The organism is Mesorhizobium sp. WSM4306 (assembly GCF_007003975.1).
Taxonomy (GTDB): Bacteria; Pseudomonadota; Alphaproteobacteria; order Rhizobiales; family Rhizobiaceae; genus Mesorhizobium.
In genome coordinates this window covers 1-21804 of record NZ_VFTC01000034.1, presented here as the reverse complement: position 1 = coordinate 21804, position 21804 = coordinate 1, and the positions used below count along the sequence as shown (strand labels likewise).

Annotated in this window: 20 protein-coding genes; 17 read left to right on the top strand and 3 right to left on the bottom strand. The window is 62.2% G+C overall.

The window, feature by feature from the left end; translation table 11 throughout:
• Positions 1-55 precede the first annotated feature (55 nt).
• From ybgC to ftsH, 10 genes are all read left to right on the top strand, one after another.
• A complete protein-coding gene (gene ybgC, locus FJV77_RS28045) occupies positions 56-526 on the top strand; it encodes a tol-pal system-associated acyl-CoA thioesterase (protein ID WP_142869707.1) in 471 nt (156 codons plus the stop codon).
• 315 nt (positions 527-841) lie between these two features.
• Positions 842-1552 (top strand): protein TolQ, encoded by a 711-nt coding sequence (gene tolQ, locus FJV77_RS28040; RefSeq protein WP_142869706.1) that lies wholly within the window; start codon positions 842-844, stop codon positions 1550-1552.
• An 11-nt stretch (positions 1553-1563) separates the two neighbouring features.
• The gene (gene tolR / locus FJV77_RS28035; protein ID WP_142869705.1) at positions 1564-2016 is read left to right on the top strand and encodes a protein TolR; all 453 of its coding nucleotides are present in this window, start codon (positions 1564-1566) and stop codon (positions 2014-2016) included.
• Positions 2017-2023: 7 nt separating this feature from the next.
• On the top strand, positions 2024-3181 hold the full coding sequence (locus tag FJV77_RS28030) for an energy transducer TonB (RefSeq protein WP_142869704.1): 1158 nt from the start codon (positions 2024-2026) through the stop codon (positions 3179-3181).
• Positions 3182-3221: 40 nt separating this feature from the next.
• Positions 3222-4526, top strand: coding sequence for a Tol-Pal system beta propeller repeat protein TolB (tolB, locus tag FJV77_RS28025; RefSeq protein WP_142869703.1), 1305 nt, complete (start codon positions 3222-3224; stop codon positions 4524-4526).
• A 36-nt stretch (positions 4527-4562) separates the two neighbouring features.
• Positions 4563-4940, top strand: coding sequence for a four helix bundle protein (locus FJV77_RS28020; RefSeq protein WP_142869702.1), 378 nt, complete (start codon positions 4563-4565; stop codon positions 4938-4940).
• 404 nt (positions 4941-5344) lie between these two features.
• Positions 5345-5851, top strand: a complete 507-nt coding sequence (pal, locus tag FJV77_RS28010; RefSeq protein WP_142869701.1) for a peptidoglycan-associated lipoprotein Pal — start codon at positions 5345-5347, stop codon at positions 5849-5851.
• A 214-nt stretch (positions 5852-6065) separates the two neighbouring features.
• The gene (ybgF, locus tag FJV77_RS28005; RefSeq protein ID WP_142869700.1) at positions 6066-7148 is read left to right on the top strand and encodes a tol-pal system protein YbgF; all 1083 of its coding nucleotides are present in this window, start codon (positions 6066-6068) and stop codon (positions 7146-7148) included.
• Positions 7149-7200: 52 nt separating this feature from the next.
• Positions 7201-8583, top strand: coding sequence for a tRNA lysidine(34) synthetase TilS (gene tilS, locus FJV77_RS28000; protein ID WP_142869699.1), 1383 nt, complete (start codon positions 7201-7203; stop codon positions 8581-8583).
• A gap of 121 nt (positions 8584-8704) precedes the next feature.
• On the top strand, positions 8705-10630 hold the full coding sequence (gene ftsH, locus FJV77_RS27995; RefSeq protein ID WP_112559657.1) for an ATP-dependent zinc metalloprotease FtsH: 1926 nt from the start codon (positions 8705-8707) through the stop codon (positions 10628-10630).
• Positions 10631-10697: 67 nt separating this feature from the next.
• On the opposite strand, the gene FJV77_RS27990 is transcribed toward ftsH, so the two are convergent.
• The gene (locus tag FJV77_RS27990) at positions 10698-11066 is read right to left on the bottom strand and encodes a helix-turn-helix domain-containing protein (protein WP_142869698.1); all 369 of its coding nucleotides are present in this window, start codon (positions 11064-11066) and stop codon (positions 10698-10700) included.
• 185 nt (positions 11067-11251) lie between these two features.
• Between FJV77_RS27990 and FJV77_RS27985 the strand changes: the two genes are divergently transcribed.
• Together FJV77_RS27985 and FJV77_RS27980 are read left to right on the top strand one after the other, a co-directional pair.
• On the top strand, positions 11252-12016 hold the full coding sequence (locus tag FJV77_RS27985) for an SDR family oxidoreductase (protein ID WP_142869697.1): 765 nt from the start codon (positions 11252-11254) through the stop codon (positions 12014-12016).
• Between the two features lie 42 nt (positions 12017-12058).
• Positions 12059-12934, top strand: a complete 876-nt coding sequence (locus tag FJV77_RS27980; protein ID WP_142869696.1) for an NAD(P)-binding domain-containing protein — start codon at positions 12059-12061, stop codon at positions 12932-12934.
• Positions 12935-13011: 77 nt separating this feature from the next.
• Here the strand turns inward: FJV77_RS27980 and FJV77_RS27975 are convergent, their stop codons facing one another.
• Both FJV77_RS27975 and FJV77_RS27970 read right to left on the bottom strand, forming a co-directional pair.
• Positions 13012-13464 (bottom strand): hypothetical protein, encoded by a 453-nt coding sequence (locus FJV77_RS27975; protein ID WP_142869695.1) that lies wholly within the window; start codon positions 13462-13464, stop codon positions 13012-13014.
• Positions 13465-13706: 242 nt separating this feature from the next.
• Positions 13707-14708, bottom strand: coding sequence for a hypothetical protein (locus tag FJV77_RS27970; RefSeq protein WP_142869694.1), 1002 nt, complete (start codon positions 14706-14708; stop codon positions 13707-13709).
• Positions 14709-15079: 371 nt separating this feature from the next.
• Here FJV77_RS27970 and glmM point away from each other — a divergent pair, with 371 nt between their 5' ends.
• From glmM to serA, 5 genes are all read left to right on the top strand, one after another.
• The gene (gene glmM, locus FJV77_RS27965) at positions 15080-16432 is read left to right on the top strand and encodes a phosphoglucosamine mutase (RefSeq protein WP_142869693.1); all 1353 of its coding nucleotides are present in this window, start codon (positions 15080-15082) and stop codon (positions 16430-16432) included.
• Between the two features lie 251 nt (positions 16433-16683).
• The gene (locus tag FJV77_RS27960; protein WP_142869692.1) at positions 16684-17538 is read left to right on the top strand and encodes an outer membrane protein; all 855 of its coding nucleotides are present in this window, start codon (positions 16684-16686) and stop codon (positions 17536-17538) included.
• Between the two features lie 229 nt (positions 17539-17767).
• A complete protein-coding gene (locus FJV77_RS27955) occupies positions 17768-18541 on the top strand; it encodes an outer membrane protein (RefSeq protein ID WP_142869691.1) in 774 nt (257 codons plus the stop codon).
• A 201-nt stretch (positions 18542-18742) separates the two neighbouring features.
• Positions 18743-19918 carry a phosphoserine transaminase gene (locus FJV77_RS27950; protein ID WP_142869690.1) on the top strand — a complete coding sequence of 392 codons (1176 nt, stop codon included), beginning with the start codon at positions 18743-18745 and terminating at the stop codon, positions 19916-19918.
• Between the two features lie 58 nt (positions 19919-19976).
• Positions 19977-21578, top strand: a complete 1602-nt coding sequence (gene serA / locus FJV77_RS27945) for a phosphoglycerate dehydrogenase (protein WP_142869689.1) — start codon at positions 19977-19979, stop codon at positions 21576-21578.
• Positions 21579-21804 lie beyond the last annotated feature (226 nt).

The window sequence follows — 21804 nt, the reverse complement described above, 5'->3', positions numbered from 1 at the left end:
GCGCTGGTGATTTTGGCAAGACAGGTGCCCCGCCAGGGGCAAAAAGGAAAGCGCGATGGACGATCATGGTGAATCGGCGGCACTCACTGCCGGGCTTTCCGGCGCGCTGACGAAATTCGGCCATCGGCTGATGGCGCGGGTCTATTATGCAGACACCGACTTCTCCGGCGTCGTCTACCACGCGCGCTATCTCGAATTCTTCGAGCGCGGCCGCTCGGACTATCTCAGGTTGGCCGGCGTCCATCACACCGAACTTCACGAAGGCAAGCATGGCGAACGCATCGTCTGGGTGGTGCGGCGCATGGAGATCGATTTTCGTTCGCCCGCCCGCATGGACGATATCCTGACCATCGACACTCGCACCGAAGACATTTCCGGCGCCCGCATCGTCATGGCACAGCAATTGAAGCGCCGCGCCGAGGTGCTAGTCGAGGCGAAGGTCCAGGCGGCGATCATCGGTGAGAACGGCCGACCGAAACGCTTTCCCAAGGAATGGATCGCGGCCTTCATACCGAAAGCAAGCTGATATCCAGGCATTCTGGCCTGCAATGAGCGGGCTGATCGGCAGCGCATTCGACTGTGATGGGCGGGCTGCCGTCGTCCCGGGGGGCGCGGCAATGCGCCGCGTCATATTTCCTAACCCATCCTTAACCATAACGGTTCATGAAGAGACTGGTGAAGATTGGAAGAATCCGCGCGCCTTCCTTTCACCAATATTTGCCCTGAAAAGGCCGCTAACGGTGCATTTTGGGGTAATCCGCAAGCCTAGCGCGAACGGACCACAAGGGATGCCCATGGGCCAGCCGCCAGCGATGCCCGGAAAATCTTAAGGACTTGAACGATGGAAAATATCGCACTCGCCGACCCGGCAGCGCATTTGTCGATTTGGGCGCTGTTCATGCAGGCCGGCTGGGTGGTCAAGCTGGTCATGATCGGGCTGCTCTGCGCTTCGATCTGGACCTGGGCGATCATCGTCGACAAGTTGGTCAGCTATGCCCGCATGCGGCTGTCGCTCAACCGCTTCGAACAGGTGTTCTGGTCAGGGCAGTCGCTGGAGGAACTCTACCGCACGCTGGCGGACCGGAAGACCACAGGCATGGGTGCGATCTTCGTCGCCGCCATGCGCGAATGGAAGAAGAGCTTCGAGAAGGGCGCCAAATCGCCGCTCGGCCTGCAGACCCGTATCGACAAGGCCATGGATCTGGCGCTGACGCGCGAGATGGAGCGGCTGGAGGGACGGCTCGGCTTCCTCGCCACCACCGGCTCGGCGGCACCCTTCATCGGCCTGTTCGGCACCGTCATCGGCATCATGACCTCGTTCCAGGCCATTGCCGCGTCCAAGAACACCAGCCTTTCAGTGGTGGCCCCCGGCATCGCCGAGGCGCTGCTGGCAACGGCCATCGGCCTGCTCGCCGCCATCCCGGCCGTTATCGCCTACAACAAGCTGTCATCGGACGCGAACAAGATCGCGGTGCGCATGGAAGGGTTCTCGGACGAGTTCTCCGCCATACTCTCGCGCCAAATCGATGAAAAAGTCGCACCGAAGGCCTGAGGAGCAGCAAGATGGGTATGTCCGTAGGCATCTCGGGACGCGGCGGGCGCGGCCACAGGCGGCGCGGCCGCCATCACGCGCTGATATCGGAAATCAACGTCACGCCGATGGTCGACGTGATGCTGGTGCTGTTGATCATCTTCATGGTCGCGGCACCCTTGCTGACGGTCGGCGTGCCGATCGACCTGCCGGACACGCAGGCCAAGGCGATGAACGTCGATACCCAGCCCATCACCGTCTCGATCGACCCGGCCGGCAAGATCTTCCTGCAGGAGACCGAAATTTCGATCGACGAGCTGGTGGCCAAGCTGCAGGCGATCTCCAAGACCGGCTATGACGAACGCATTTTCATCCGCGGCGACAAGTCGACCGACTATGGCACCGCTATGAAGGTGATGGCCCGGATTTCGGCCGCTGGTTACAAGAACATCGGCCTGGTTTCACTGCAGGAACAGGAACAGTAGCACCAAGATGCGGACCGGCCTCACCACATCGGTGATCTTGCACACGGTAGCGTTGGCCTTCGGGCTGTTCACGCTGTCGTCGCCGCCTGCCATGCCCGCGTCCGATGCTGAATCGGTCTCGGTCGCTATCGTGCCGATCGAGGCCGTCGCGCAGACGTTGCAGGGCGACAAGAAAGCAGTGATGCGCGAAAAGCCGGCGCCCACCCCGACCAAGCGCCCCGACATCGTGCCCGAAGCACAGAAAATTGGTGAGAACAGCGTCGACACCGACAAACCGGTGACGGACGAGGCCAAGCCGAAGCCGGTCGAGCTGGCGTCGGCCCCGGCGCCGGCGCCGACACCCACCGAGAAGCCGAAGACCGAGGACTCACCGAAGCCGAAGGACGAGCCGAAGCCGACGCCGGCGACGGAAGTGGCGCCGGTGCCACAGCCGAAGGAAGAGGTCAAGCCCGAGCCGGTCAAGCAAGCCGAACCCAAGCCGATCCCGGCGAAGGAGCCGGCGCCAGCGCCACAGCCGGACACGACCGCCGCCATCGAGCCGAAGCCCGAGGTCAAGCCCGACGCCGTCGCCGATGCCATATCGGAACAACAGCCTCCGGAAGAGGCGCAGCTGCCGAATTCCGCACCCGCGCCCGAAGCGCGGCCGAAGCCGCAGTCGGCGCAGGCCGAAAGCGCCAAGGCACCGGACCGCAAGGACGCCGACAGGCCGGTGAAAGAGGCCTCGTCCAAGCCGAAGTCCGAGGACAAGCAGTTCAACGCTGACGAGATTTCAGCTCTCCTCGACAAGCAGAAGCCATCCGGCGGCGGCGCCAAGCGCTCGACACAGCAGGCGTCGCTCGGCGCCGACAAGACCCAGGGCCAGAAACTGTCGCAGAGCGAAATGGGCGCCTTGTCGGATCAGCTCGGCAATGCCTGGACCCTTCCGGCAGGGCTCGAGGGCTCGGAAAACTTCGTCGCCGTGATCGTGTTCAATCTCGATGCCTCCGGCAAGCTCGACGGCCGTCCGACCGTTGAAAAATCGAGCGGAAACCAACAGTTCGACGAGAGTGCGGTGCGTGCCGTCCAAAAAGCAAACATGGCTGGCCTGCAACTTCCCGCCGGCAAGCAGGATATCTGGGCCCAGGTTCGGGTTACTTTCGATCCCAGGGAGATGCTTGGGCTCTAGGCCTGGCATCCACAAAATCAGTTACGAGAAGCGAGTAGACATGAAATCCATCCTCAAGCCGCTCCTGACGATCGCAGCCATGGCGCTGGGCATGACTGCCGTTGCCACCTTGCCGGCGCGAGCTCTCGTCGAGATCAACGTCAACAAGGGCAATGTCGAGCCGCTGCCGATCGCAATCACCGATTTTCAAGGTGAGCTTGGCGCCCAGATCTCCGATATCGTCAGTGCAGATCTGAAACGCTCCGGCCTGTTCGCACCGATAGACAAGAGCGCCTTTATCGAGAAGATCGCCAATCCGGACGCGCAGCCGCGCTTCGACGACTGGAAGGTGATCAACGCTCAGGCGCTGGTCACCGGCAGCGTCGGCAAGGAGGCTGATGGCCGCATCCGCGCCCAGTACCGGCTATGGGACACTTTTGCCGGTCAGCAGATGTCGGGCGAGCAGTTCTTCGCCAATGACGCCAATCAGCGCCGCGTCGCGCACATCATCGCCGACGCCATCTATGAGCGGCTGACCGGCGAAAAAGGCTATTTCGACACCCGCGTCGTCTTCATCGACGAATCCGGCGCCAAGAATGCGCGCAAGAAGCGGCTCGCCATCATGGATCAGGACGGCGCCAATGTGCGCTATCTCTCGGATGGACGCTCGATCGTGCTGACACCGCGTTTCTCGCCGAACCGGCAGGAAATCACTTACATGTCGTACGAAAGCGGCCAGCCGCGGGTCTACCTGCTGCAGATCGAGACCGGGCAGCGCGAGCTTGTCGGCAATTTCCCCGGAATGACCTTTGCTCCGCGCTTCTCGCCCGACGGCCAGAAGGTGATCATGAGCCTGCTGCGCGATGACGGCAACTCCAACATCTTCGCCATGGATCTGCGAAGCCGCTCCACGACGCGGCTGACCAACTCGACCGCCATCGACACCTCGCCGTCTTATTCGCCCGACGGCAGCAAGGTGGTGTTCACTTCCGACCGCGGCGGCCGCGCGCAGATCTATGTGATGGGCGCCGACGGTTCGGGCCAGACCCGCATCTCGTTCGGTGACGGCGTCTATTCGACGCCTGTGTGGTCGCCGCGCGGCGACCTCGTCGCCTTCACCAAGCAGACCGGCGGCGAATTCCAGATCGGCGTCATGAAGACCGACGGCTCTGGCGAGCGCATCCTGTCGTCCGGCTTCCAGCAGGAGGGACCGACCTGGGCGCCCAACGGCCGCGTGCTGATGTTCTTCCGTGACTCCGCCGGTGGCCCAAAACTGGTTTCCGTCGATCTCACCGGACGCAACGAGCAGTCGATCCCGACGGCGAACTTCGCTTCCGATCCAGCTTGGTCGCCGCTGCTGGAGTGAGCGGAGTTGAGGAATTGAGGAATTGAAGAACTAAGAATGGAGAAAGAGGGAAGCTTCATCAAGCGTGCGAGGGACTTGGAAGTCTACAGGCGCGCTTACGCGGTTTCCCTCGACGTTCACAGGGCGACGCTGGTTTTTCCGAAAATCGAGCAATACGCACTGGCCGACCAAATGCGTCGATCCAGCAAGGCCATCTGCGCCAATTTGGCAGAGGGCTTTGCTAAGCAGACACATTCCAGGCCCGAATTCGCGCGGTTCATTTCGATGGCGATGGGATCATGTAGCGAGCTAGAAACGTGGATTTCTTATGCGTTCGATCTTGGCTACATCGCACAAGCGCAGCGCGACGAATGGCTGCAATCATATGTCCACATCTATGGAATGCTGGTGAATTTGAGGCAGAGGCTGAAGTGAGTCTTCTTCAATTATTCAATTCTTGAGTTCTTCGATTCCCATCGCGCAGCCAAGTCAAAACCTGGATGCATTCGATCTCGGATACATCACGCAGGCGCAGTTCGACGAGTGGCAGCTGTCTTACAGCCAGATATACGGAATGCTGGTGAATCTCGGAGGGTCGCTGAGGTGACCTTTTTCCTCCAGGTCCTCAATTCTTCAGTTCTCCAATTCCCATTTTTCACGCCGAAGTCGCCTTTTGGCCGCATTTCCGCCTACGGTCCGCGACCATTGTGGCATCAGGTCCTTTCGGCTGCGGACGGGCGGCTGAAACCAAATTTTAACCGTGTTTCTTGAATGCCGGTTAACCCAAACGTGGTTACTGGGTGATCAACGAAATCACTCGAATACGAAGGAGAGGCGGCATGGGCCGTATCGCAGCACTTACCAGAAATCCGGCGATGATTGCGCTGATCGCGATGCTCGCCATCACCGGTTGCGCCTCGAAGAAGACCCCGAACAGCGCCGCCGACCTCGGTCTCAATGGGGCGGGTGCCGCAACGCCCGGATCGGCTCAGGACTTTACCGTCAACATCGGCGACCGCATCTTCTTCGACACCGACTCGACCGCGATCCGTGCTGACGCGCAGACGACGCTGTCGCGCCAGGCGCAGTGGCTCAACCAGTACAAGCAGTACGCCATCGTCGTCGAAGGCCACGCCGACGAGCGCGGCACGCGTGAATACAATCTTGCGCTTGGCGCCCGCCGCGCTGCCGCCACCCGCGACTTCCTGGTCGCCAGAGGCGTTTCGGCAAGCCGCCTGAAGACGATTTCCTACGGCAAGGAACGTCCGGTTGCCGTCTGTGACGACATCTCCTGCTGGTCGCAGAATCGTCGCGCCGTCACCACGCTCTCCGGCGCCGGCTCCTGATAGGCAAGACTGCGGCGCTTTTAGTCGCAAAATTGCAACACCTCCATGCGAAAGGCGGCCATTGGCCGCCTTTTTCAGTTCCAGTCCCGGAAACAAAATTGGGAAACAAAATTTGGCCGAAGTCTCGCCTCCTGCTAAGAGCCGAGAACGCTTGGCTGGTCCCATTGTGATTGGAAGGCGCGAACAGGCTCACGAATTACACGGCGAGAGGCACATGCATTTCAGATCGGTCTTGAGCGGCACGCTTGCGCTGCTGCTCGTATCAGGCTTCGCCGCTGCGGCAAGCGGCACCGGACAACCCGCGGAAAGCGGCTTTTCCTTCCATCTGCCGACGCTCGGCATTTTCGGCAAGAAAGAGAAGCCGGAGCAGCAACAGATCGCGCAGCAGCAGGACGGCACCACCGCCGCCAGCCTAGAAGAACAGCTGCGGCAGATGAACGGCAAGATCGAGGAGCTCAATTTCCAGGTCCTGCAGATGCAGGAGCAGATGCGCAAGCAGCAGGAAGACAACGAATTCCGCTTCCAGCAGTTGGAAGGCGGCTCCAGCGGGCAGCCGCCGGCGCAGAAGAAATCGGAAGCGGCGCCGCAGGATGGCGATACCGGCAACAGCGTCGCCGAGGCCCCGGGAAGCCAAGCGCCGGCCGATTCGGGTGCACAATCGGATGGCGGCCAGAGCGTCGGCGAAGTCATCGTCGAATCGCAGACCGGCGATCCCGGTAAGGTGATCACCGGCACTCCGCCGAAGACGTTCGGCACCATCACTGTCGACAAGAACGGCAATGTGGTCGACGCCGGTGGCAACACGCAGGCGACCGCGCCGACGGAAGGTGCGGCTCCCGCCGCCGAGGCGCCGGCGACCGGTCCCAAGACCGGCAAGTCCGACGGAACGGTGGTGGCGGCGCTGCCTGCCACCAATGACCCGGAAGAGATCTACCGCAACTCCTACCAGTTCATCCTGTCGGGCGACTACAGCACCGCCGAGCAGGGTTTTCGCGACCACATCGCCCGTTTCCCCAAGGACGCCAAGGCGGCGGACGCGCATTACTGGCTGGGCGAGTCCCTGCTTGGCCAGCAGAAGTATCATGACGCGGCTGAGGTTTTCCTCTCCGCCAGCAAGGACTATCCGAAGGCCAAGAAGGCGCCCGACATGCTGTTGAAGCTCGGCGTGTCGCTGGTCGGCCTCAAGCAGAAGGATGTCGCCTGCGCCACCTTCGGCGAGATCGGCAAGCGTTATCCCGATATCTCGGCCGCGCTCAAGGAACGCGTCAAACAGGAAAGGGCGCTGGCGGCGTGCTAGTCTTCCCCTTGCATGTCGGCGTCCGGGGACCAGTTTTGGGCGACATGCATTGATGCTCGATACCGAGCCTGACCTTTCGGATTTTTCAACGATCGACTTTTCCAACGGCGCTGTTGCAGCCGTGTCCGGCGGCAGCGACTCGACCGCCCTCCTTCTTCTCCTCAAAGCTCACCTCGACCGCATTGCCCCGACAGCCAGGCTGCTGGCGGTGACGATCGACCACGGCCTGCGTCCGGAAGCAGCGGCGGAAGCACGCGCGGTGGCAAAACTCTGTGCCGAGCGCGGCATCGCGCACCGCACGCTCAACTGGTCCGGCGCCAAGCCGTCGACCGGCCTGCCCGCCGCTGCGCGCGAGGCGCGCTACCGGCTGCTGGCCGATGCCGCGCAGGCGCAGGGCATCGGTGTGATCGTGACCGGCCACACCGCCGACGACCAGGCCGAGACCGTGCTGATGCGAGCCGCGCGGATTGATGGCCACGAGCTTGGTGAAACGGCAGGCCGCGGGCTCGCCGGCATGGCGCCGGCCACCCTCTATGACTGGCGGATCTGGATCACGCGGCCGCTGCTCGGCGTACGGCGCGCGGCATTGCGGGCCTTCCTGCGGCGCGAAAATGTCGGCTGGACGGAGGATCCGACCAACACGGATGCGCATTTCGAACGGCCGCGCATTCGTGCCGTGCTCGACGAAGACCGGGGCGGGCAGCGTTTTGCCGAGGCGATCAGCCTGGCTGGACGGGCGGCCAGTGAGCGCGAGCAACTCGGACGCCGCGCCGCCGCGCTGATCCGGGAATTTGCCAGCCAGCCGGCACCGGGTCTCATCCGCCTCGAACCCGGTTTCGCCAACGCAGACGACACGCAAGCCGCGGTCTATGCGCTGCGTGTCCTGCTGGCCGCGGCGGGCGGTGTCGCCTTGTTGCCGGACCAGGCGCGTAGTGAAGCGCTGTTCCAGCAAATGCAGGCCGGGCCGCTTTGCGCCACATTGTCGCGGACGGTCGTCGATACCAGGCGCACCGGCATCTTCCTGTACCGTGAATCGCGCGATCTGCCGCCTGCCGCACCGTTGGCGGTCGGACTCTGGGACGGTCGCAGGCGGGTCACCGAAGCAGAGGCGATCACATTGGGCGACAGGTCTGGTGCATTGTTGATCGCGCCGCTCGGCGCGGCTGCCGCAGCCAAACGGAATGCCGGGAATGGCGCGCCAGCAAGCCTTGTCCGCGCCGCTTTGGCTGCGGAGCCAGCGCTGTGGCACCGTGGCGAATGCCTTGGCTTTGTAGGGGATGTAACGACGGCGCCGGCAATCACCCTCAGCCCGGCCGTCGCGCCTTTTGCACGCTTCCTTTCCAGCTTCGATCTGGCGCTGGCCGGGGCCGTCGCCGAATTGACCGGCGCGCCGCCGGTCCCGGCCTTGCCTTTCGGCCGCCACAGTGCCGGTTGATGGTGGCGCGAAAGCTTAACCCATACGTGCTGTTATGCTTGGCAAGGGGAGGCGCTCTCCCTATGTTAGGCCCAAGTTTCCTCTCATACGCGTGCCCCACAGGGTACCCACGGGACAATTGATGAATCCGAATTATCGCAACCTCGCGCTCTGGGCGATCATAGCGGTCCTGCTTATCGCTCTCTTCAATCTGTTCCAGACGCCGCAGACGCGCGGAGCCTCGCAAGACGTTCCCTACTCGCAATTCCTGCAAGAGGTTGCGGCCGGCCGGGTCAAGACGGTGACCATCGCCGGCGACCGCATCATGGGCACTTACACCGACAACGCGAATGGTTTTCAGACCTATTCGCCCGGCGATCCGCAGCTGGTCTCGCGGCTTCAGGACAAGAACGTCGTGATCAATGCGCGTCCTGAATCGGACGGTTCCACCTCGCTGTTCAGCTATCTCATCTCCTACCTGCCGATGATCCTGATCCTCGGCGTGTGGATATTCTTCATGCGCCAGATGCAGTCCGGTTCCGGGCGCGCCATGGGCTTCGGCAAGTCGAAGGCCAAGCTTCTGACCGAGGCGCATGGCCGCGTCACCTTCCAGGATGTCGCCGGCGTCGACGAGGCCAAGGAAGATCTGGAAGAGATCGTTGAATTCCTGCGCGATCCGCAGAAGTTCCAGCGCCTCGGCGGCAAGATCCCGCGCGGCGTGCTGCTCGTCGGCCCTCCCGGCACCGGCAAGACGCTGCTCGCCCGTTCGGTTGCCGGTGAAGCCAATGTGCCCTTCTTCACCATTTCCGGTTCCGACTTCGTCGAGATGTTCGTCGGCGTCGGCGCAAGCCGTGTCCGCGACATGTTCGACCAGGCCAAGAAGAACGCGCCCTGCATCATCTTCATCGACGAAATCGACGCCGTCGGCCGCCATCGCGGCGCCGGCCTCGGCGGCGGCAATGACGAGCGCGAGCAGACGCTGAACCAGTTGCTGGTCGAGATGGACGGCTTCGAATCCAACGAGAGCATCATCCTGATCGCCGCCACCAACAGGCCCGACGTGCTCGATCCGGCGCTGTTGCGTCCGGGCCGCTTCGACCGCCAGGTGGTGGTGCCGAACCCCGACATCGTCGGCCGCGAGAAGATCCTCAAGGTGCATGTGCGCAACGTGCCGCTGGCGCCCAATGTCGACCTCAAAGTGGTCGCGCGCGGCACGCCGGGCTTCTCCGGCGCCGACCTGATGAACCTGGTCAACGAATCCGCTCTGATGGCGGCGCGCCGCAACAAGCGCCTCGTCACCATGGCCGAATTCGAGGATGCCAAGGACAAGATCATGATGGGCGCCGAGCGCCGCTCGTCGGCCATGACCCAGGCCGAGAAGGAGCTCACCGCTTACCACGAGGCCGGCCACGCCATCCTGGCGCTCAACGTGCCGTCTGCCGATCCGCTGCACAAGGCGACCATCATCCCCCGCGGCCGTGCGCTCGGCATGGTCATGCAGCTGCCGGAAGGCGACCGCTATTCGATGAGCTACAAGTACATGGTCTCGCGGCTTGCCATCATGATGGGTGGCCGCGTCGCCGAGGAGTTCAAGTTCGGCAAGGAGAACATCACTTCGGGCGCTTCCTCCGACATCGAGCAGGCGACCAAGCTGGCTCGCGCCATGGTTACGCGCTGGGGCTTCTCGGACAAGCTCGGCCATGTCGCCTATGGCGACAACCAGGAAGAGGTCTTCCTCGGCCATTCGGTGGCGCGAACGCAGAATATCTCGGAAGAGACCGCGCAGATCATCGACGCCGAAGTGCGCCGGCTGATCGACGAGGCCTATGTCTCGGCCAAGTCCATCCTGACCAAGAAGAAGAAGGAATGGATCGCGCTGGCGCAGGGCCTGCTCGAATACGAGACGCTTTCGGGCGAGGAGATCAAGCAGCTGATCGCCGGGCAGAAGCCCGCGCGCGACCTCGGCGACGACACACCACCAAGCCGTGGCTCAGCCGTGCCGAAGTCCGGCCGCCGCAAGAAGGGCCCGGAGCCAGAAGGCGGCATGGAGCCTCAGCCGTCGAGTTGAGCTGGAATCACTCGATTCAAGAAAACGCCGCGAATTCAATCCGCGGCGTTTTGCTATTCAGGCTTGGTCAAAGAGCGTGCGGTGCGACTGCACTGGCTCTGCCGGGGCGCACACCGTCAGACCGGCCGGCATGCTGCTTGCCCCATCTGGCCAGCGGGATCAGGGCATTGTCCAGCTCGATGCCGAATTCGGTGATAGAGTATTCGACCCGGGGCGGCACTTCGGGGAAGACTTCGCGGTGAACGATGCCGTCAGCCTCCATTTCGCGCAGCTGCTGGATCAGCATCTTTTCGCTGATGTCAGGCACCAGCCGCTTCAGCTCACCGAATCGGGCCGGCGCCTTATGAATCTGCCAGAGCAGTAACGCCTTCCATTTTCCGCTGATGACCTCCAGCGCCGGCCCCAGTCCGCAACTATCTGGCTGTTTCTTTCCCATGTTTCATCCAATTCTGAGCAATCGGTGGGTAGCTTACATTTTTGTCGGTACTTGAGAAAAACAAAGCCGGTCCATAGCTTCAAACCAGCTCGCCGGCGTCGGCGAACACCACAACATCATATTGGTACCTCGCTTCGGCCTGCAAAGGCCGTCGGCGGCCTGATTTTATCAAAAAGGAATAGATCATGACACGATACGCAAACAAGAAGGCCGTGGTCATCGGCGGGACGCACGGCATGGGCCTCGCCGTTGCCGAAGCCCTGATCGAAGACGGCGCCGAAGTTCTGGTCACCGGCCGCGACCAACGCAACATCGAGGCCGCCCGCAGAAAGCTGTTTTCGCGAGCCCATATCGTGCGGTCCGATATCTCAGACATGGCCGATATCGTCACGCTCGGTGCCGAAGTGGGGCAGAAGCTCGGCCAGATCGACTTCCTGCACGTCAATGCCGGGGTGGCCAATCTCGAACCCGTGGAGCGGGTCACCGAGGACAGTTACGACCGCGCCTTCAATATCAATGCCAAAGGCGCTTTCTTCATCGTGCAGCGCCTGCTGCCCCTCATAAGGGATGGTGGCGCCATCGTCTTCACCTCGTCGATCGCCGACGAATCCGGCACCGGCGGCATGAGCGTCTATTCCGGATCGAAGGCGGCACTTCGCGCTTTCGCCAAGGTCCTGGCGGCCGAACTTCTGCCGCGCCGGATCCGCGTGAATGTGGTCAGCCCCGGCTTCATCGACACACCGACGATGGGTGTGGCCGATGCCTCGGCCGAGGAGCGCGCGGCCTTTATGGCGATCGGCGACGCGGTCACGCCGATGAAGCGACACGGCACGATGGAGGAAGTGGCGCGCGCAGTCCTGTTCCTAGCTTTCGATGCAACCTTCACCACAGGCGCCCGGCTGACTGTCGATGGCGGCCTTGGGCAGGCCCTGAGCCCCTTGCCGGTGTGAGCCGGAACCAAATCTGAGACGAACGAGATACAGGAGTTATAAATGAGTGATGTGGCAGTAATCGGCCTTGGCGCCATGGGCACGGCGCTTGCCGAAGCCTTTCTGAACAAGGGACATTCGGTGACGGTATGGAATCGCTCGCCAGCAAAGGCACAGGCCCTGGCGGCCAAGGGCGCCGTCGTGGCCGCGAGCCTCGAGGACGCCGTCAGGTCGAGCCAGCTGATCGTGGTGTGCCTTCTCGTCTACGATACGGTTCACGAGGTGTTGGCTCCGGCGCAGCTAGCGTTGTCGGGTCGCACGGTGGTCAACCTCACCAACGGCACGCCCGAGCAGGCACGCGAGATGTCCGACTGGGCGGTCGGGCACGGCGCCGACTATATCGATGGCGGCGTCATGGCGGTGCCGCCGATGATCGGCGGGCCGCACGCCTTGATCCTCTACAGCGGCTCGAGCCAGGCGTTCGACGCCTGTTCAGGGCAGCTCGGAGCGCTCGGCACCAGCAAATATCTCGGTGAGGATGCTGGCCTCGCGCCGCTCTACGATATCTCGCTTCTGACCGGCATGTACGGCATGTTCGCGGGCACTCTGCACGCATTGGCATTGACGGGCGCGGCCGGGATCCCTGCCGGCGAGTTTGTGCCACTGCTGGCCTCCTGGCTTCAGGCGATGCAAGGCCTGCTGCCGAAATGGGCGGAACAGATCGAAAGTGGCGATCACACCAGCGATGTCGTTTCCAACCTGGGCATGCAGGCGGATGCCTATGTCAATCTGATCGACGCCAGCAGGTCCGCTAATGTCAGCACCGAACTCGTCCTGCCGATGCAAAGCCTGATGAAGCGCGGGGTGGCTGCCGGCCAGGCCAATGCCGATCTTTCAAGCCTGGTCGCACTCCTGCGGCTCTCGAAACAAGGCGCTTGAGGCTGGCAAGACCTCAACAAAAAGCCCGCCAACCATGAGGTTGGCGGGCTTTTCGATCTTCAAACGCTGCTGGCCGATCAGCTCTTCAGCTTGGCGTTGCAGAGGCTGTAATAGCCGCCGCCCTTCTGGATCCAGCGAAGGCCGTTCAACGTACCTGCGTCCTTGTTGCCGTGGTAACCCTGCAGACAGGTCTTCATCCGCGCCTTCGCGGGCTTTTCGGTCTTGAACTCGGCGGCGAGGGTGGTCGGGAATGTCACGCCCGCCGGCGCTACAGCGGGGGCGACCGCCGCGCTGGTTTCCTTCTTCGCCTGCGGCTCGGTTTTGACCGTATCCGCGCTGGCACTCTCCGCAGCTGACGTCGCGCACTTCTCCGTGCGGAAAGCGGTCCAATCCATGCCGTTCAGAGTGCCGCCTTCCTTGGCTGTGCGATAGGCCTCGCCGCATTCCTTAATCGTCAGTGCGCTTGCAGGGGCGACGCTCCAAGCAACCCATGCCGTCACAGCCAATGCCGCCAATTTCAATCTGGACATACGACCCTCCTGGTTGACAAAAGTTCGATGTCCTTTTGTATACTGTTTGTTCCGTATATGTTCAATTGGAATCTTTGCGAACCACCGATAAAGTCTGGCGGTGGGCAGTGTGGGCGAATAGATGATGCCGACAGCTTCCGCGATATGCAGACGCGAACAAAGCCGGGCGTCTTCGAGCGCAACGAAAAGGCCCGCGCATGCTGCGATGCGCGGGCCTTTGTCTGGAGAATATGGCTACGCGATCAGCTCTTCAGCTTGGCATTGCAGAGGCTGTAGAAGCCGCCGCCCTTCTGGATCCAGCGCAGGCCATTCAGCGTGTTGGCATCCTTGTTGGCGTAGTAGAGCTCGAGGCAAGTGTGCATGCGGCCCTTGGCCGGCGTCTCGCTGGCGTATTTCTTCGAGATCGCGGTCGGGAACTTCACACCTTTGGGAGCGGTGACCGAGGGCTTCTCGGGCTCGCTGGTATAGGTCGCCTCGCTCGGAGCCGGGACGGTGTCGTCGTCATCTGCGCCTGCGCCGCATTCGGCCTTGCGGAAGTCGTTCCACTTCTTGCCGCCCAGCGTGTTGGCAGACTTGGCCGCCTGATACTTGGCGCTGCAATCGGCCATGCTCAGGCCCTTGCCGCCGCTGTCGGCAGCTGCCTTGGTCGTGGCCTTGGCCGGTTGTACCGCCGCGGATGCACCGGCGGCGCATTCGGTCTTGCGGAAGTCGTTCCACTTCACGCCGTTGAGCGTGCCGGCGGCCTTTGCCGCCTGGTACTTGGCGCTGCATTCCTTGGCCGTCAGGCCCTTGGCGCCATCGTCGGCTGCGGCCGCGGCCTTGGTCGTGGCCTTGGCCGGTTGTACCGCCGCGGATGCGCCGGCGGCGCATTCGGTCTTGCGGAAGTCGTTCCACTTCGCGCCGTTGAGCGTGCCGGCGGCCTTGGCAGCCTGGTATTTGGCGCTGCACTCCTTGGCCGTCAGGCCCTTGGCGCTGTCGTCGGCGGCAGCGGCGGCCTTGGTCGTTTCCGCCTTGGCGGCGGCGGCCTTCTTGGCCGGCTTGGCGGTCTCGGTGGTGGCGGCCGCGTCGGTGCCACATTCGGCTTTACGGAATTGATTCCAGGTCTGTCCGTTCAGCGTGCCGCCGTCCTTGGCGGCATTATACTTGGTACTGCACTCGGCCATGGTCAGCGCGTTGGCAGGCGCCGCCATGAACAAGGTTGCGACGGCAAGACCCGTCAAGGTTGCAAGTTTGTGGATGAGCATGGCGTTTCTCCCGTTGCTGCCGCCGATGGTGTCCCTTTGGTGAATCAATAGCTCTCAACGCTAGGCTGCGCCAGATGCTAACCCGCGCCGATACCCTCGCAAAGCGCGTCCTCCCGATAAGGTGATGAAATCATTGCGATCTGCGGCCTCGAAAAGAAGGGTTACCGGACCAACTTGCGCCGAGCGGCTTAGTGTGACTGCTATATTGCGGCAAGACCGTGTCATCCTGTTAGGCTGTGGAAACACTTGAACAGATCGCTACAATGATTTTCTAAGGATTGGTAACATACGATCATACATTGTGATGATTTGTGGTGCCCGATTTTGTGGCATTACGGGCAGCTGAAAAACTGACGGGGATTCTGGCTAGCATGGCAGGGCACTATTTCGGCACCGACGGCATTCGCGGGCGCGCCAACAAATTTCCGATGACGGCTGAGATCGCGATGCGGGTCGGCATGGCCGCAGGCCTGTCGTTCCAGCGCGGCAGCCACCGCCACCGCGTCGTGCTCGGCAAGGACACGCGGCTGTCCGGCTACATGATCGAGAATGCGATGGTGGCCGGTCTTTGTGCCGCCGGCATGGATGTGTTCCTGCTCGGCCCGATTCCGACGCCGGCGGTGGCCATGCTGGTGCGCTCGCTGCGCGCCGATATCGGCGTGATGATCTCGGCCTCGCACAATCCCTATTTCGATAATGGCATCAAGCTGTTTGGGCCTGATGGCTACAAGCTCTCCGACGAGATCGAGGAGCGGATCGAGAGCATGCTCGACAAGGACATCGAGCTGGCGCTCGCCGATTCCGACGGGCTCGGGCGCGCCAAGCGCGTCGACGGCGTGCATGACCGCTACATCGAATTCGCCAAGCGAACGCTGCCGCGCTCGATGTCGCTGTCAGGTCTCAGGATCGTCGTCGACTGCGCCAATGGCGCCGCCTACAAGGTGGCCCCAGCCGCCCTTTGGGAACTGGGCGCCGAGGTCATTGCCATCAATGTCGAGCCGAACGGCTTCAACATCAACAAGGAATGCGGCTCGACTCATCCGGCCGGCCTGCAGAAGAAGGTGCATGAAGTGCGCGCCGACATCGGCATCGCGCTCGACGGCGATGCCGACCGCGTGGTCATCGTCGACGAGAACGGCACGATCGTCGACGGCGACCAGATCATGGCGCTGATTGCCGAGTCCTGGCATCAGAGCGGGCGGCTCGCCGGCGGCGGCGTCGTCTCGACGGTTATGTCCAATCTCGGCCTCGAACGCTTCCTCGGCGACATGAAGCTGCAGCTGCACCGCACCAAGGTCGGCGACCGCTATGTCGTCGAGCATATGCGCGCGCATGGGTTGAATGTCGGCGGCGAGCAATCGGGCCACATCGTGCTGTCCGATTTCTCGACCACCGGCGACGGGCTTGTCTCGGCGCTGCAGGTTCTGGCCTGCATCAAGCGGCAGAACCGCCCGGTCAGCGAATTGTCGAAGAAGTTCGAGCCGGTGCCGCAGCTGTTGAAGAATGTCCGCATCGCCGGCGGCAAGCCGCTCGAGGAAGCCCCGGTCAAGGCGGCGATCGAAGATGCGCGCAACCGCCTCGGCAAGGCCGGGCGACTGGTCATCCGGCCCTCCGGCACCGAACCGCTGATCCGCGTCATGGCCGAGGGCGATGACCCGCAACTGGTCGAAACCGTAGTCAACAACATCGTCGACATCATCTCGGAAACGCGCAGCGCCGCCTGATCGCGCTGCCTCCAGTGGCGGGCGCGAACTGCCACTCAAAGACCTCAAGGCCCGCCTCCAGGCGGGCTTTTTTATTTCGGCCAGGTGGTCCAGCGTGATGCCGGCTGAGACCTGTTTGCTAAAATATCGAGAATTCGTGGTTAATCGACAGGGTTAAACGCCTTTTAACTTTTGCAATTCATTATCCACAACTGAGGTCAATCATATTCGGGCGGGTTGGATTTTCCCGACGGTTCTCAGGGGTGACAAGCATGTTCAATACAGCAAGAATGGCTCTCCTTGCCGCGCTGTTCGCAGGCGTGGCCGGGCCGGTTTTCGCCGCCGATCTGGTGGAACCGCCGGTGGTCGAAGAAGCGCCGCCGCCGGTTGCCTATGAGCAGCCGGCTGATTTCGGTGGCTGGTACATCCGCGGCGATATCGACTATCACTGGTCGAGGTTCGGCGGTGCCGACTACACCACCTACAGCGCCACCCCGCCCCAGATTCGCGGCAGCTTCGGCAGCAGCAGCCTGAAGAGCGCCTTTTCGGCCGGCGCCGGTATCGGCTACCAGATCAACCAGCATTTCCGCACCGATCTGACGGGCGACTGGATGTTTGGTTCGAAGTTCCGCGGCTCGACCAGCGGCTTCTGTAACACGCCGGTTCCCAACACGCCCTGCGTGTCGACCGACAGTTCGTCCTACTCAGCGCTGCTGCTCCTTGCCAACGCCTATGTCGACATTGGTACCTGGCATGGCGTGACGCCTTATGTCGGCGCCGGCATCGGCGGTGCCTGGGTCAAGTGGGATACGCTGCACAACAGCGACGCCGACGGCGACTTCTTCCACCGCGGCGGCAAGGGCTGGCGCTTCGCCTACGCCCTTATGGCCGGCGCCTCCTACTGCCTGACCGACCGGGTCAAGCTCGATGTCGGCTACCGCTACAGCCACATCAACGGCGGCAAGATGTTCGAATACGACACCATCAGCAATGTTGGCCCGGGCTACGATCATGGCATCAATGTCCATGAAGTGCGCGGTGGCCTGCGCTACCAGTTCGGCCGGTCGGACTGCGCCCCGCCGCCGGAGCCCTACGTTCCCGAACCGGAGCCGATCTACACCAAGTAGTCGCTTCGAAATCCTGGAATTCTCGAACCGCCCGGCCATGCCGGGCGGTTTTCGTTTGCCGATTGCGGGTACATTTCAATCGGCCGCGCGCACCGAAGAAAGCCTATCGGAATCAATTCGGTAACGCCGCGTTATCCTTAACCCGCACTTAACCACTATGGTTAACAATGCTTGCTGAAACGGCGCTTGCAATCGAATGACGTGCGCCAATTTCAGGAGCCGGGGACCCATGAATTTCAAATCGCTGAAAGTGCCGGCGCTCGCCGCACTCGTGCTTGCTCCGCTGACGCCGGCGCAGGCCGCCGACTACGATCCGCCGGTCTATGTCGATCAGGCGCCGGACTATCAACCGGTCGAGGTCGGTTCGGGCTGGTATCTGCGCGGCGACGTCTCCTATCTGGCGCAGAAGAGCTACCAGGATCAGGATTTCACCTTCGCGCCGGCGAGCTTCAGCGAAAAGCAGGATCCCGCCTTTGCCAGCATCGGCTTCGGTTATCATTTCACCGACTATCTGCGCGCCGATATCAATCTCGGCTATCTCCCGGGCAACAAGGTTGGCATCCACTACGACGACACCGCGACCGTGATTCCGCCGGCCACGGCAACGGTGGCGTCGGCGTCCCTGGAGAATTATTCCCTGTCGGGGATGGTCAATGGCTATGTCGATCTTGGCACTTATGTCGGGATCACGCCCTATTTGGGTGCCGGCATCGGGCTGGTCCGGAGCAAATACACGCTGTCGGCGAGTTATTTCACCGACAATCTCGACCCTACGGATGATTTCGTCCGGAGCGACAACAAGACCCAGTATGCCTTGGCCTATACGCTGGATGCGGGCCTGGCCTATCAGGTGACCAAGAATGTCTCGGTCGATCTCGGCTATCAGTATTTTTCGGCGCCGGACGCCGAATATGTCACGGCCGCGAGCCTGACCTCCTATCCGATCCGCAAGGGCATCAGCAATCATCAGGTCAAACTCGGGCTGCGCTACGACCTCTGGTAGGCTGGCTGTAGACACGAAGCCTGACGGCGGATCTTTTCGATCCGCCGTTTGCGTTTGGGCTCACGACATCCTGATCGCGGATCGCTTGTATCTTGTCCGCGACAAAAACTTTTCTCTTGACGCCTGATGGCTGAACGCATATCGCCGTCCGTGGGCCACCCCTCCCCAACGAGGGGCCACTATCTGGAAGGATAGACCACGATGACGACGCATACGAAGCCCGGGCTCCGTCCGGCAAACCCCAATTTCTCCTCAGGTCCCTGCGCAAAACGCCCCGGCTGGTCGGTCGAGGCGCTGAAGAATGCTGCGCTCGGCCGTTCCCACCGCGCCAAGATCGGCAAGACCAAGCTCGAACAGGCGATCGAGCTGACGCGGGAAATTCTCCAGGTCCCAGCGGACTACCGCATCGGCATCGTGCCGGCGTCGGACACCGGCGCCGTCGAGATGGCGCTGTGGTCGCTGCTTGGCGAGCGCGGCGTCGACATGGTCGCCTGGGAAAGCTTTGGCTCCGGCTGGGTGACCGATGTGGTCAAGCAACTGAAGCTCGCCGATATCAGGAAGATCGAAGCGGGTTACGGCGAACTGCCGGATCTCACCAAGATCGATTTCGACCGCGACGTGGTCTTCACCTGGAACGGCACGACCTCAGGCGTTCGGGTGCCGAATGGCGATTTCATTCCGGCCGACCGCAAAGGCTTGACGATCTGCGACGCGACCTCGGCCGCCTTCGCCCAGAGGCTCGATTTCCAGAAGCTGGATGTCGTCACCTTCTCCTGGCAGAAAGTGTTGGGCGGCGAGGGCGCGCACGGCATGCTGATCCTCAGCCCGCGCGCCGTCGAGCGGCTGGAAACCTACAAGCCGGCGTGGCCGCTGCCAAAGATCTTCCGCCTGACGTCGGGCGGCAAGCTGATCGAAGGCATCTTCAAGGGCGAGACCATCAACACGCCGTCGATGCTGTGCGTCGAGGATTATCTCGATGCGCTCAATTGGGCGAAGTCGATCGGCGGTCTCGACGCGTTGATTGCCAGAGCGGATGCCAACGCCGCGGTGCTCGACGGCTTTGTCGACAGATCCTCATGGCTCGGCCATCTCGCAGTCGATGCGGCGACAAGGTCCAACACTTCCGTGTGTCTGTCGTTCGCCGACGCTCAAGTTGCGGCGCTCGATGCCGACGGCCAGGCGGCTTTTGCGAAGGCGATCGTCTCTGTGCTCGACAGGGAAGGCGTCGCCTACGACATCGGCTCCTATCGTGACGCCCCGCCCGGCCTGCGCATCTGGTGCGGCGCGACTGTCGAGACCTCCGATCTCGAAGCGCTGCTGCCCTGGCTCGACTGGGCCTTCGCCACGCAGAAGGCGTCGCTGAAGGCAGCGGCCTGAGATTGCATGGCGGCCCGCGGACCGCCATTCCCCGACAATCCAATTGAAGGAGGCCGCCATGGCGCCCCGCGTTCTCGTCTCGGATAAACTCTCCACCACCGCCGTGCAGATCTTCAGGGATCGCGGCATCGAGGTCGACTATTTGCCCGATCTCGGCAAGGACAAGGAAAAGCTGCTCGAAGTCATCGACCAGTATGATGGCCTTGCCATCCGTTCGGCGACCAAGGTCACGGAAAAACTGATCAACGCCGCGACAAAACTCAAGGTCGTCGGCCGCGCCGGCATCGGTGTCGACAATGTCGACATACCGGCGGCGAGCCGCAGGGGCATCATCGTGATGAACACGCCCTTCGGCAATTCGATCACCACGGCCGAGCATGCTGTCGCCATGATCTTTGCACTCGCCCGGCAGATCCCGGAAGCCAATGCCTCGACGCATGCCGGCAAATGGGAAAAGAACCGCTTCATGGGCATCGAGATCACCGGCAAGACGCTGGGCGTGATCGGCTGCGGCAATATCGGCTCGATCGTCGCCACGCGTGGCGTTGGGCTGAAGATGCATGTGATCGCCTTCGATCCGTTCCTGTCGGACAGCCGCGCCGAGGAACTCGGCGTCGAAAAGGTCGAGCTCGACGAGCTTTTCGCCCGCGCCGATTTCATCACGCTGCACACGCCGTTGACCGACAAGACGCGCAACATCATCGACGCGGCGGCGATTGCCAAGATGAAGAACGGCGTGCGCATCATCAACTGTGCACGCGGCGGCCTGATCGTCGAGGCCGACCTGATTGCGGGGCTGAAGAGCGGCAAGGTGGCGGGCGCCGGCATCGACGTGTTCGAGGTCGAACCGGCGGAGCAGAACGAGTTGTTCGGCTTGGACAATGTGGTGGCGACGCCGCATCTCGGCGCGTCGACCATGGAGGCACAGGAAAACGTCGCCTTGCACGTGGCCGAGCAGATGTCCGATTACCTGATCAAGGGCGCCGTCTCCAACGCCATCAACATGCCGTCGATCACCGCCGAGGAAGCGCCGCGGCTGAAGCCCTTCGTCAAGCTCGCCGAAGTGCTCGGCGCCTTCGTCGGCCAGGTCACCGAGGATCCGATCAAGGAAGTCGAGATCCTGTTCGACGGCTCGACCGCGACGATGAATACGCGCGCACTGATCAGCGCAACGCTCGCCGGGCTGATCCGGCCGCAGGTCTCGGACGTGAACATGGTATCGGCGCCGATCATGGTGAAGGAGCGCGGCATCATCGTTGCCGAGGTCAAGCGCGACAAGTCGGGCGTGTTCGACGGCTACATCAAGCTGACGGTCAAGACCGAGCACATGACGCGCTCGATCGCCGGCACCTGCTTCTCCGACGGCAAGCCGCGGTTCATCCAGATCAAGGGCATCAATCTCGACGCCGAGGTCGGCCAGCACATGCTCTACACAACCAATGCCGATGCGCCCGGCATTATCGGCCTGCTGGGCACGGTGTGCGGCGAGAACGGCGTCAACATCGCCAATTTCCAGCTGGGACGTAACCGGCCAGGCGGCGACGCCATCGCGCTGCTCTATCTCGATGCGCCGTTCCCGGAAAATGTGCTGGAACAGGTCAAGGCGCACAAGTCGATCGACTCGGCCAAACGGCTGCATTTCGACGTCAACGCGATGTGATCCTGACGTAGCGACGAAAATCGAAGGGCGCGGACTTTGTTGGCCGCAATCCCAAGGGAAAGCGCTGCGCGCTTTTCCCGGGAAAACCGGTTCCCACTTTTCCCGGGATTGCTCTAAAGCCTGTCGCCTTTTAAAGGATTCAGGATTCTCCTTGGTTTGAGTTCGTGATTCATTGCGGTTGAAAGGAGACCGCAATGGGCAAGCCGCTACCGCTTGAGTTGCGTCA